At 41.1% G+C, this 11,812-nt stretch carries 15 protein-coding genes; 11 read left to right on the top strand and 4 right to left on the bottom strand.

The window, feature by feature from the left end; all coding sequences use genetic code 11:
* Window positions 1–43: 43 nt before the first annotated feature.
* Window positions 44–1,093 carry a pyridoxal-phosphate-dependent aminotransferase family protein gene (locus BBW65_RS02965; RefSeq protein ID WP_066339490.1) on the bottom strand — a complete coding sequence of 350 codons (1,050 nt, stop codon included), beginning with the start codon at window positions 1,091–1,093 and terminating at the stop codon, window positions 44–46.
* A gap of 139 nt (window positions 1,094–1,232) precedes the next feature.
* On the opposite strand from BBW65_RS02965, the gene rpsP reads away from it, so the two are divergent.
* The 5 genes from rpsP to rplS are packed head-to-tail and all read left to right on the top strand — an operon-like array spanning window position 1,233 to window position 3,313.
* Window positions 1,233–1,463: a 30S ribosomal protein S16 gene (rpsP, locus tag BBW65_RS02960; RefSeq protein WP_066341781.1), complete on the top strand. Its 231-nt coding sequence runs from the start codon at window positions 1,233–1,235 to the stop codon at window positions 1,461–1,463.
* A gap of 14 nt (window positions 1,464–1,477) precedes the next feature.
* Window positions 1,478–1,714, top strand: a complete 237-nt coding sequence (locus BBW65_RS02955) for a KH domain-containing protein (RefSeq protein WP_066339486.1) — start codon at window positions 1,478–1,480, stop codon at window positions 1,712–1,714.
* Window positions 1,687–2,247 carry a ribosome maturation factor RimM gene (gene rimM / locus BBW65_RS02950; protein ID WP_199919471.1) on the top strand — a complete coding sequence of 187 codons (561 nt, stop codon included), beginning with the start codon at window positions 1,687–1,689 and terminating at the stop codon, window positions 2,245–2,247. The genes BBW65_RS02955 and rimM overlap by 28 nt, the downstream gene beginning before the upstream one ends.
* An 8-nt stretch (window positions 2,248–2,255) precedes the next feature.
* Complete coding sequence (trmD, locus tag BBW65_RS02945; protein WP_066339482.1) at window positions 2,256–2,960, top strand: tRNA (guanosine(37)-N1)-methyltransferase TrmD; 705 nt, start codon at window positions 2,256–2,258, stop codon at window positions 2,958–2,960.
* Entirely contained in the window at window positions 2,957–3,313 is a 357-nt protein-coding gene (gene rplS, locus BBW65_RS02940) for a 50S ribosomal protein L19 (protein WP_066339480.1), read from the top strand. Before trmD ends, rplS begins: the two co-directional genes overlap by 4 nt.
* On the opposite strand, the gene BBW65_RS02935 is transcribed toward rplS, so the two are convergent.
* The 3 genes from BBW65_RS02935 to flgH are packed head-to-tail and all read right to left on the bottom strand — an operon-like array spanning window position 3,303 to window position 6,052.
* Window positions 3,303–4,637, bottom strand: coding sequence for a bifunctional UDP-2,4-diacetamido-2,4,6-trideoxy-beta-L-altropyranose hydrolase/GNAT family N-acetyltransferase (locus BBW65_RS02935; protein ID WP_199919470.1), 1,335 nt, complete (start codon window positions 4,635–4,637; stop codon window positions 3,303–3,305). The two genes, rplS and BBW65_RS02935, sit on opposite strands and share 11 nt — an antisense overlap.
* Window positions 4,627–5,373 carry a pseudaminic acid cytidylyltransferase gene (gene pseF, locus BBW65_RS02930; RefSeq protein ID WP_233702095.1) on the bottom strand — a complete coding sequence of 249 codons (747 nt, stop codon included), beginning with the start codon at window positions 5,371–5,373 and terminating at the stop codon, window positions 4,627–4,629. Before pseF ends, BBW65_RS02935 begins: the two co-directional genes overlap by 11 nt.
* On the bottom strand, window positions 5,306–6,052 hold the full coding sequence (gene flgH, locus BBW65_RS02925; RefSeq protein ID WP_066339467.1) for a flagellar basal body L-ring protein FlgH: 747 nt from the start codon (window positions 6,050–6,052) through the stop codon (window positions 5,306–5,308). Before flgH ends, pseF begins: the two co-directional genes overlap by 68 nt.
* A 102-nt stretch (window positions 6,053–6,154) precedes the next feature.
* Here flgH and BBW65_RS02920 point away from each other — a divergent pair, with 102 nt between their 5' ends.
* From BBW65_RS02920 to BBW65_RS02895, 6 genes are all read left to right on the top strand, one after another.
* On the top strand, window positions 6,155–6,598 hold the full coding sequence (locus tag BBW65_RS02920; protein ID WP_066339465.1) for a GatB/YqeY domain-containing protein: 444 nt from the start codon (window positions 6,155–6,157) through the stop codon (window positions 6,596–6,598).
* A gap of 121 nt (window positions 6,599–6,719) precedes the next feature.
* Entirely contained in the window at window positions 6,720–7,961 is a 1,242-nt protein-coding gene (locus BBW65_RS02915) for an aromatic amino acid transport family protein (protein WP_066339462.1), read from the top strand.
* A 17-nt stretch (window positions 7,962–7,978) separates the two neighbouring features.
* Window positions 7,979–9,349: an L-serine ammonia-lyase gene (locus BBW65_RS02910; protein WP_066339461.1), complete on the top strand. Its 1,371-nt coding sequence runs from the start codon at window positions 7,979–7,981 to the stop codon at window positions 9,347–9,349.
* Between the two features lie 65 nt (window positions 9,350–9,414).
* Window positions 9,415–9,648 (top strand): hypothetical protein, encoded by a 234-nt coding sequence (locus BBW65_RS02905; RefSeq protein WP_066339460.1) that lies wholly within the window; start codon window positions 9,415–9,417, stop codon window positions 9,646–9,648.
* Window positions 9,641–9,940 carry a hypothetical protein gene (locus tag BBW65_RS02900; protein ID WP_066339458.1) on the top strand — a complete coding sequence of 100 codons (300 nt, stop codon included), beginning with the start codon at window positions 9,641–9,643 and terminating at the stop codon, window positions 9,938–9,940. Before BBW65_RS02905 ends, BBW65_RS02900 begins: the two co-directional genes overlap by 8 nt.
* Entirely contained in the window at window positions 9,937–11,796 is a 1,860-nt protein-coding gene (locus tag BBW65_RS02895) for a primosomal protein N' (protein WP_066339456.1), read from the top strand. Before BBW65_RS02900 ends, BBW65_RS02895 begins: the two co-directional genes overlap by 4 nt.
* Window positions 11,797–11,812 lie beyond the last annotated feature (16 nt).

Below are 11,812 nucleotides of genomic sequence, written 5' to 3'. Positions count from 1 at the left end.
ATAGTCTATAAAAAACATTTGTGTATTGAAATTTTAAGAATTTTCAATCAAACTTTGTTGTGAGTTGTTCTGTTTGCACAGAATGCAAAACTTTGCTTTTTAGTGCCTCAAGCAACAAATCGTATTCCTGCAAAATGCCGAAGTTTCCGATTCTTGAAATATGCCCTTTGAGTTTATCTTGCCCTCCACTGATTTGAATGCCCTCTAGTTTGAGCATTGATCTGATTTTTTCTCCTTCATCTCTGAAGGCTATGATACCCAAGCTCGGTTTGGCACAATAGAGTGGAGCATTGAGTTGTTCCAAAAGAGTTTTAGTTTGTTGGAATCTTGTTTGGACAAGCGAATAATTGAGCTCTGGCTTGACAAGTTCAAAAAAACACTTGAGAGCCAAAAAATAATTTGATGGAAGCGAAAAAGGGATGGGATTGGAGATTTGATTTTGCAATGCTAGGTAGAGACTCTTTGGTTGGCATTGCATCAATTTGTCTTTTGCAAATTGTGAGATCCATACAAAACCTATACCCACAGGAAGCATCAAGCCTTTTTGACTTGCTCCAATCAAGACATCGATATTTGCCGTATCAAGTTTTTCTATCCCAAGAGATGCGATTGCATCGACAATGGTCATAATGTTGGGATTGAATTCTTTGATTGTTCGTGTGATTTGGGCATAGTCTTGAGAGACACCTCCGCTACTTTCGCAAGTTTGCAAACATACGCAGTTGATTTGCGGATCGTTTTTGCAAGTCTCCAAAACTTCTTGAGGCGAGTGCCATGTATTCCATTCTTTGGTGATTTGTGTGTGTGGGATTTGCAATCTATCAGCAATCACTGCCCATCTATGAGAGAATTTGCCGTGATCCAAAACCAAGATTTTGGATGGCGTAAGGCTGGAGAGTGCGGATTCCATTGCACCGGTTCCGCTGCAATTTAGGCAAAAGACATAAGGCATTTGTATCATTGCTTTGAGGTGTTTTTGCACTATTGCATAAAGCTCTGCAAATGCTTCACTGCGATGATGAATGATGGGTGAATTGAAGCATTGAAGGAGTGATGGGTGGCTTGAGCTGGGTCCTGCTGTAAAAAGCTGCATAAAATTCCTTGTCTGGCATTTTGGTTTTTGTCAAAAGGTTGGGAAGATTCTATCAAAAAGCCAAAAAATCAATGAGTTTTAAGAAAAAAAACTTATAATAAGCGGTTTAATTTACAAACACTTAAGGAGAAAATTGCAGATGGCAACAGTGATTAGATTGACTAGAATGGGAAGAAAGAAAAAGCCTTTTTATAGAATCGTTGTAACAGATAGCCGCAAAAGACGCGATGGAGGCTGGATTGAATCTATAGGGGTTTATAATCCATTGGCACAACCTGTTTATGTCAAAGTCAATGAAGAAAGATTGGCTTATTGGAAAGGTGTGGGTGCAAAAATGAGTGAGAGAGTTGAAAAACTCACAGCAAAGTAAGATAGGGTTTATCAATGGTAGAGCGTTTTATTGAGGAATATGCCAAAAAAATTGCCCTCTATCCGGAGAAAATCAGAGCAGAGAGTCGTCGAGATGGCGAAAATGTAGAAATCATTTTGTATGCGTCTCAAGAGGATATGGGGAAATTCATCGGCAAAAATGGCAAGATGATCCATTCTCTCAAAACCGTTTTGTCGGGTTGCAAAGTTAAAAATGGGTTGAGTTGCCGTATCAGTATCCAAAGTCTATGATACAAGTTGCAAAAATTGGCAAAACCACGGGGGTGTTTGGTGGAGTTAAGCTCCATCTACTCACAGATTTTCCAGAAATCTTTCAATCCCAAATTGTTTTTTATGCCAAATCCCCAACAATCAAACAAGAAGCATTGTCATTGAAACTCAAAAGCTATCATCAGCAAGTGGCTATTTTTGAGGGTTATGAAAGTGTGGAGAGTGCCAAAAAGCTTACAAATTTTGCATTGTTTGTGAGTTTGGAAGATACACGCAAATATTGCCAACTTGGTGATGATGAGGCATTTTATTTTGATGTGATTGGTTGTGAGATTGTTGAAAATGAAGAGATTTTGGGATATGTCAAAGAAGTGGAGAGGATTGCCAATACTGATTATTTGATGATTGATGCTTCAAGGGCGGATCACTCTGTGGAGGCAAAAATGCCCAAACATTTTATGATCCCATATATCGATCGCTACATTGTTGGATTGGATTTGAAGCAAAAAAAGATTTTGACAAAAGACGCCAAAGATATTTGGAAATCTAGCTAAGCAAACTTATGACTTTTACTTTTGTGACACTTTTTCCGGAATTGATTGAGGGCTATTTTGGGCAATCGATTCTTGCAAGAGCGGTTAAAAATGCATTGATTGATGTTCAGATCCTTTGTTTGAGAGATTTTGCACAAAATGCTTATGGCAAAGTCGATGAGCCTCAGATCGGTGGAGGAGCTGGGCAGGTCATTTGTGCAGATGTGCTAGATCGGGCTTTGGCAACTCTTCCAAAAGATGCTTATATTATTTTTCTCACACCTTGTGCCCCTGCTTTTAAACAAGAGGACAGCGTGCGGTTTGCGAGGGATTGTCGGCATATTGTTTTTGTGTGTGGGCGTTATGAGGGATTTGATGAACGCAGTTTGGAGGTTTGGGCCGATGAGGTGTTTTGTATAGGGGATTTTATTTTGACGGGCGGAGAATTGCCTGCTTTGTGTATGTGCGATAGTATCTCTCGACAGATTCAAGGTGTGCTTGGCAATCAAGAATCATTGTGCGGTGAGAGCTTTGAAAATCATTTGCTAGAAGCTCCTATTTTTGCAAAAACAATCAAAAAAATGCAGAAGTTTGAAGAAATTTCACCACCTTTAGAATATTCAAAGGGAAATCATAGTAGAATAAAAGTTTTAAAAAATCAACTTTCCATATCTAAGACTAAATTTCATCGCATAGATTTGTATCAGAAATGGAAGGCTAAGGACATAAAATGAAAAATAGATATATTGCAAGTTTTGAGCAAGCTCAACTTGAAGGTAAGCAAGTTCCATCTTTTAAGGCTGGAGATACTTTGAGATTGGGGATCAAGATCCAAGAGGGGGATAAGAGTAGGGTGCAAAACTACGAGGGCGTGTGTATCGCTATCCGCGGTAATGGAGTAGATCGCACTTTTACTGTTAGAAAAATGGGTGCCAACAATGTCGGAGTTGAGAAAGTATTTCCTCTTTATAGCGATGCCCTTGAGAAAATCGAAGTCCTAAGAATCGGACGCGTGAGAAGAGCAAAGCTCTATTATCTAAGAGATCGCAGAGGTAAGTCTGCAAGAATCAAAGAGCTTAGAAAATAAGCTCTTCCCCTCTTTTGATTTCAAACCTCATTTTTAATTGATCCCTTTCTTTGTGGATGACTACAAAGCCATATTTTTGATAAAGCCGAATTGCTTTTGTATTGATAGACAACACTTCTAGATCGATGTGCTTGATGTTGAGGATTTTTGTTGCACACAATAAAAGGCTTTTGAGTATTTCCTCTCCAACTTTTGTTTTGATATCAAGATTTTTGTAAAGCCCCAAAATACAGGAATCTTGTCGGTTGATTTTTAGGCTTCCCACCCCTATGATTGTATGAGTGTCCAAAAAAGCAAAAAACAAATCCTGACTTCCAAGCTGTCGCAAAAAAGCTTGATGTTGTTTGGCTGTGATTATTTGGTGGTTTAGGCTCATAGCTCTCACTCCTTCTTGATTGCGTAGCGAGAGGATGATTTGGCGTTGGCTTGGGGAGAGTAGGGAGAATGGTTTGGCTTTGAAATGGAGGCTTATTTTTTGTGCGATGATAGAGTGGATGGTGGCGATAAGGAACCCATCGAGTTTGCTTCCAAATCGACATCGTGTCGGTCTGTGGTGTTGGAGTGATTCAAGGTGAGCAAGAAGCTGTGTTTTGAGAGATTGTTGGGGGTCTAGGATCGCTTTGATCCAAGAGCGATTGAGGCAATAGTTGATCGGATTGGTTTGGTTGGAGCTAATGCGTATGGCAATGATTTTTTTGCCTCTGCTTAGAATCTCGCCAAGATGTCCCCCACCAGCACAAATCACATATTCACACTCATCAATCAGAGTAGAGAGTTTGGAGGGCTCAAGATGCTTATAGATGTGGTGTTTGGGATTGGAATAATACGGGCTAACGATATGAAACACAAAATCTTTTTCTTGCAAGCTCTCTAAAATCTCATCAATGAGTTGGTTTTGATTGCTTCCGCCAAGACTGATGAGGATATGGTTGGGCTTTGTGCTTGTTTGTTTGGGTTGCAAAAAGGCTTCATTGATGATTAGATAGTCTTTGCCACTATGTTTATTTTTGTAGGGATAGCCTAGCGTTGGAGCAAGGATGAGTGATGTGGGTGGATAGACTTTGCCTCCCAAATCATCAAGACAAATCAGCAATATAGCCTTCTCCTGCAGTCGTGCATAGCAAGACAAATCAGCGATATAGCTATCAATAATGATGAGATCTGATGATTCGTCAAAATGCTCACAAGAATCTATGCGATGAAAATGGATTTGAAAATCTATGAAACCAAACAAGGATTGGATCTTTTGTGCCAAATTTTGACAACGCATCCAATGCCCTAAGCCTATTGATTCTCCATAGTCATAGAAAATATCAATTTTCACCAAATAGCACCTTGTATTTTAATTTTGCAATTTCCAAATCCTCCAAAGTATCAATGTCTTGCACTTGATGGCTTGGGAGCACGATGGCGTAACTATCTTGGCTAAAAATCGGAGTATGATCAAGAAAGGTTTGGGCTTTTGCGAGATAGAATTGCCCTGCATCGTGGAATACTGGGGCGAGATCTTGACTTCTTGTGTGTTGGTGCTGTGGGTAGAGCATTGTGGGTTGTGAATCTTGCAACAAAAATGCGCGCATTGGGTTGAAGTCGTATTGTGTCGCACAAAAAACATAGCCCTTGGTGTGCTTGATTGATTTGAAGGCTTGTTGGAGTGTAGAGATTTGTAGGAGTGGAGCGGTGGGATAGATACAGCAAATGATGGATTGTGGGTGTATATCACATTTGCGGATCGCATCAATAATGACTGATAGGGTGGGGGTGTGGTCATCGCTGAGTGAGGCTTCCCGTTTGAATGGAACACTCGCGCCGTATTGTTCTGCGATTTGAGAGATTTGAGGGCAGTCTGTGCTAACAATCACGGCATCAAATAAGCGACTTTGGATTGCTTTCAAAATAGAGTGAGCAATGAGAGGTTTGCCTAAAAAATCACAGATATTTTTTTGTGGAATGCGTTTGCTTCCACCCCTTGCGGGGATGATGGCGTATTTTTTAGAATGGGTATGTATCATTGATGGCTTGTGTGGCTTGCTTTTGTGTTGTAGTTTGGCTGATTGCACCGACACTCTTAAATTCTATACGAGCATCGGCAATATATTTAGAATCAATGGAATTATCACGCGAAATGTCATAGGGTCGAATCACTCCACTAACTTTCATAATCTGCTTTTCTCCATCAACCAAAATTTCTTTGTTGCCATAAATGAAATAGTTTCCATTTTCTAGCACCTTAATCACTCTGGCTGTGAGTGTGAGTTTGGTGCTTTGGCTTCTGTTTTGTTTCCCTCCACCTTGAAAATTGGAAGTGTCGTTGGATTTTTGGAGGTTGAAGTTGGATTGATTGTTGAGATATTCTACAGCCTCTTTTTGTGCCTCATCATTGCCATTATAAGAAAGAATAGGAGGGGTGACATTTCCACCGGAAGCCCCGTTGAAAGTTTTGTTGGTGCTAAATGATGATTCTGAATTCTCATTGATTAGAATCGTGATGAGATCATCAGGACGCATCGCACGCCTATCTGAAAAAAGCGGACGATCCCCCTGCCCAAACAAACTTCCTGCTTTGTTGAACTCTGGGATGAATTCTTTTTCTGGCATGTTTTCTACATACTCTGGTGGAGCAAAATCAATATCAGGCTCAACTGCCCATAGGCTACCAAAGGCAATGAGTGTCAAAAATATTTTTTTCAATATATATCCTTTCAAAATTGAATTTGAGGGATATAAAGCAAGTTGCATTCCAATTTGGAATCCAAAGCGTTTCGGGAATGCTTATCGCTAATTGTTTGTATTTTTATGAATTTATGCAATGATACAAAAAACAATCATAAGGAGTTTGAAATGAGTGCGATCAAAGAAAAAATGGCGTTAGATTTGAAAGAAGCGATGAAAAATGGCGAACATTTCAAGCGTGATGTGTTGCGACTTCTCAATGCTTCGCTCAAGCAAGTGGAGGTCGATGAACGCATCGTGCTTGATGATGATAGGGTGATTGGCATTTTGAAAAGTGCATTGAAACAAAGAGAGGATTCTCTAGAAGCTTATATTTCTGCAGGTCGTGAGGATTTGGCAGACCATGAACGCGGAGAAATTGATGTGATTTTGTCGTATTTGCCTAGACAGCTTGAAGATCACGAACTTAAGCAAGAAGTGGTAAGTATTATCCAAGAAGTTGGAGCCAGTGGCATCAAGGATTTGGGCAAAGTAATGGCTGCTGCCAAAAGGTTGGCACAAGTTGCTGATGGCAAGAGAATCAGTGCATTTGCTAAAGAGCTTTTGAGCTGATTGGTGGTATCAATATAGCCTTAAGTATTGTGTGGGAATTCAAAAAAAAGTTTTTTTTGGAATTTTTATACTACAATATTTGTCAAGTGTAAAGTACTTAATTCTTTATTAAGGAGTGTTTATGCAAAAGAACTTGACTTGGACAAAGTTTGACACAAGGTGGATGTTGTCCTTATTTGGCACTGCAGTGGGTGCAGGAATCTTGTTTTTGCCCATTCGTGCTGGGACAGGAGGGTTTTGGCCTATTGTGATAATGGCATTGCTTGTTTTTCCGATGACTTGGCTTAGCCATCGTGGGCTTAGTCGTTTTGTGTGTGCTTCGACTGCTGCAGAAAAAGACATCACACAAGCTGCAGAAGAGCATTTCGGGCGTGGAGTGAGCTTGTTGATCACTATTTTGTATTTCTTTGCGATTTATCCGATTTGTTTGGCTTATGGGGTAGGGATTACCAACACAATGGATAGCTTTTTGGTCAATCAAATGGGCTTTGGGCATCCAAATCGCATCGTACTTGCGACAATTATGGTGAGTGCGATGATGTTTGTGATGACATTGAGCGAAGAGCGTATCACAAAGGCTTGTGAAATGTTGGTTTATCCTCTTTGCTTGGTTTTGTTTGCTTTTTCAGTCTATTTGATTCCTGAGTGGAAACTTGGATTGCTAAAAGAAGTGCCAAGTTTCAAGAACTTTGCAGGTGTGATTTGGCTCACTTTGCCTGTTCTTGTGTTTTCTTTCAATCATTCTCCTGCAATTTCTACATTTTCTGTTGCAATGCGTAGAGAATATGGAGATTTGGCACCTTACAAAGCATCTCAAGTGCTGTTTAGGACTTCAGGAATGTTGCTTTTCTTTGTGATGTTTTTTGTGGTGAGCTGTATTATGTGTCTTGATGCACAAGATTTCCAAGCAGCAAGAGAGGCAAATATCCCCATTTTGTCTTATTTTGCCAACAAATTAAACAATCCTGTGATTTCTTATGGTGCCCCTGTTGTGGCATTTTTGGCGATTGTTAGCTCATTCTTTGGGCATTATTTTGGTGCGAGAGAGGGCTTAAATGGGATTTTGCGCAAAGCGATCAAAATGGCTGGTAATGAAAATCCAAACCTCAAAGCGATTAGCCTATTTACGAGTGTCTTTATGTATGTCACGATCATCATCGTCGCATATATCAATCCTAGTATTTTGGGCTTTATTGAAGATTTGGGCGGACCTGTGATTGCTGTGATTCTCTTTTTGATGCCTGTGTATGCAGTCTATCGTATCAAATCTATGGACAAATGGAAAAATCCCGCCCTTGATGCATTTGTCGTGATCACAGGATCGCTTGCAATCTCTAGCATTGTTGCGAAGTTTTTTCTGTGATTTTTGAGTGAGTTTGTATGAGTGATGAGAGTAATTTAAGTATTTTTAAAATCGGGGTTGGACCATCCAGTTCCCACACTGTTGGTCCGATGTTGGCGTGTAATTTGTTTGGCGAGGCATTGGAGGGGGAGATTGACAAGGTGTCTCGCGTTTTGGTTGATTTATATGGCTCGTTGTCCTTGACGGGCAAGGGGCATTTGAGCGATTTGGCTTGTATTATCGGGCTAAATGGCGTGAGAGCCAAATCTCTGACTTCACAATCCAAAGAAACAATACTTGAACTTGCATTGACAAAACATACTATCAAACTTGCAGGACGCAGGGAGATCGGCTTTGTTTATGAAAGAGATGTGTTGTTTCATCAAGAGTTTTTACCATTGCACGAAAACGGAATGCGTCTTAGTGCGTTTGATCAAAACGGCACTCTCATCATCTCTCAAGTTTATTATTCTGTCGGAGGCGGTTTTGTAGCGACTGAAGAAGAGCTCAAAAATCCTGTTGCAAAAACTAGCAATCCGAATCTGGAGCTACGATTTTCCAATGCCAAAGAATTGATCGCTCTGTGTGAAAAATACCAAAAAACCATTCCAGAAATTTCGATGGAATACGAAAAACAATTTCACTCAGAGGAGCAAATCATCGCTTATTGCCTAGAGATTTGGGAGGCGATGCAAGAATCTTATCATAATGGTTGCCACCCTAGAAATAATCTCTTGCCGGGTTCTTTGAAGCTCAAAAGACGCGCTCCAGAGTTGTTGAAGCTTCAAGGGGGTAAAAATGATACTTTTGCTTTTATTGATTCTTTGTCTTTGTTTGCGATTGCGATTGCCGAAGAAAATGGTGCAGGTGGCAAGGTTGTCACTGCTCCTACCAATGGGGCTTGTGCCGTTGTCCCTGCGGTTTTGCTCTACCTACAAGAACAAATGCAAGAGAAATTTGATGAAAAAATGGTGGTGGATTTTTTGCTCACAGCAATGGTGATTGGCTCCCTCTATCGGAAGAATGCTTCTATCAGTGGAGCAGAGGCAGGTTGCCAAGCTGAAATCGGATCGGCAAGTTCAATGGCTGCAGGTGCGATGGCTTGGGCGATGGGTGGGAATACTTTGCAGATTTGCAGTGCAGCTGAAATTGCTATGGAGCATCATTTGGGATTGACTTGCGATCCTGTGGCGGGTCTTGTGCAAATCCCCTGTATCGAGCGTAATGCGTTTGGAGCAATCAAAGCTGTGAGTTCTGCAAGAATGGCTTTGAGTCGTCAAAGCGATCCTGTCGTGGGGTTGGATGAAGTCATTGAGACAATGTATCAGACAGGAAGAGATATGGATCTCAAATACAAAGAAACTTCTTTGGGTGGTTTGGCGAGAACGATTGGCAAAACTTATTGTTGATGAGGAATGCAAAACTTCTGTGGTAGAATTGTGCGGTTTTCAAATTTCAATGCAAGGTTAGAGTGATGTCTGTATTAGAAAAACTCGTGAGCAAAGTTGAGGAACTTTGCAAAAAAATAGAAACCCAAAAAGAAGAGCTCAAAAATCTTAAAATCAGCAACGAAGAGCTGAAACACAGATTGGAACAAAAAGAGGAGGAGCTATCAAGGTTGTTGATCGCACAAAGTGGTGAAGAGCAAAAGCTTGAAGCGATTTTCCACAGAATCGATGATGCGTTAGTCGATTTGCATAATGACTGATCAAATCCAAGTCGCTGTCAAAACCAAAGACGGCACAAGAACTTTTGGTTTTTCGATCGCTTCTTGCACCACACGCACCAAAGAGATTTTGTATGCCAAACTCAAACCCAAAAGTGGCTATGTCGGGATTGAGGATCTGCTATTTTTGTATGTGACGCAGGTGGAGCAAGAAAGTAAATTGCTTGAAAAGAACGCTTCTTTGCAGTCTGAGCTTCGGATTTTGCGTGAAGAACACAATGGGCTTGAAGAGTTGGATGAACAATTAGAAAAGAAAATACAGCATTTAGTGTGAAATACTACCTTCTTGCTCCGATTGGTTTAAACACCCCGTCTTTGACTTATAGCGCATCTGCTGTGGTGCAAGAGGGGCGTATCGTAGAGATTGACATCAGAAACAAAAGTGTGATGGCTGTGGTGCTTAGTGAAGTGCAAAAGCCAGAATTTCCGTGCAACGAGATGAATATCACAGAGGAATTTTTGCTCCCTCATCAGATCGCATTGGCTCAATTTGTCACACAATATTATTGTGCCACCCTGTCTCAAACTTATGCCCTGTTTGTGCCTTGTCAATCTCAAGCCCCTATCCAATATCCCACAACCCAACCCCCCACATTTCAACCCATCTTGCCACTCTCTCAACAGCAACAAGGGGCTTTTGAGTTTATTCAGTCTAGAGAGTGTGCTTTGCTTTTTGGTGCCACAGGAAGTGGCAAAAGCGAAGTGTATATCCATTGTCTGGTTGATGTGTTAGCCTCTGGTAAAACTGCATTGCTTTTGATTCCTGAGATTGGTCTCACTCCGCAAATGCACAAGCGTTTGGAGAAAGTGTTTGGGGCGAGTATGGGTGTGTGGCATTCCAAAATCTCCAAAAAACACAAACAAAAGCTTCTCAATGGAATCCAAGATGGCACAATCCGCCTTGTGATAGGCACACGCAGTGCTTTGTTTCTACCTTTGCAATCTTTGGGGATGATCATCGTGGATGAAGAGCACGATGATTCTTATAAATCCCAACAGGCACCACGATACAATGCGCGTGATTTGGCAATCTATCTTGGCAACAAGATAGGTGCCAAAGTGCTTTTGGGTTCAGCCACTCCAAGCCTCAAAACCTACTACCAAATGCGAGAAAAGCAGGGGATTTATCGACTTAAAAAGCATTTTGATACGCGCGTGGAAATATTGTTTCTAGATGAGCCAACATCATTGAGCGCAAGGGTTTGCCAATCCATTGAGCAAGAGCAGAGGGAGGGTAGGCAAATTATGATTTTCACCCCCACTAGAGCGAATTTCAAAAGCTTGATGTGTGGAGATTGCGGGTATAGTTTTGCCTGTCCTTTTTGTAGTGTTTCAATGAGTGTGCATTCTCGCAAAAATCTATTGCGTTGCCATTATTGCCATTTCACTCAAGCTTTGCCCATCTCTTGCCCACAATGCAATGGAGGGCATCTGCACTCTCATCGCATCGGGACTGCACAGATCTCACAAGAACTGCAAGAGCGGTTTCCCTCGATGCAAATTGGTATCTTTGATCGCGATCACATCAAAACGCAAAAAAAACTAGAAGAAACGCTAGGGCAGTTTGAGCGATCAGAAATAGATTGTTTGGTTGGCACACAAATGCTCAGCAAGGGGCACGATTATCCCAATGTCGGCTTGGTGGTGATTATGGGTTTGGATTATGTGTTGCATTCAGCCGATTACAAAGCCAAAGAAAAAGCAATGTCCCTGCTTTTCCAAATCAAAGGGAGGTGTGGGAGGTATAAGAATGGAAAAGTGCTGATACAGACGCAAAATCAAGGGCTATTTGAGCAATACTTGGAGGATTATGAGGCATTTTTGCAATCAGAGCTTCAGTATGTGCGTGATTTGTATCCGCCTTTCAAAAAACTCGCCACTCTGACTTTTGTCAATGCAAATGCCAGTAAAGCTCAAGCACAAATGCACAAAGTTTTGGAGATTTTGAAAAAGTTGGATGACATAGAGGTCGTTGGCGGGGGTCGTGCCTGTATCGAGCGTATCAAGGGCAAATATCGCTTTGTGATTTTGTTGCGTTCAGATAGAAGTGTGGCTTTGATTCGTGCAATCTCAGCATCACTCATCTATGAAAAATTTGAAATCGATATAGATCCATTGAATATTGTGTAGAATCCCATATTTGTTT

The sequence above is a fragment of the Helicobacter enhydrae genome (assembly GCF_001693335.1).
In the GTDB taxonomy this organism is placed as follows: Bacteria; Campylobacterota; Campylobacteria; order Campylobacterales; family Helicobacteraceae; genus Helicobacter_G; species Helicobacter_G enhydrae.
Note: the sequence above shows the minus strand (reverse complement) of the source record. Positions and strands in the feature narration are given on the sequence as shown.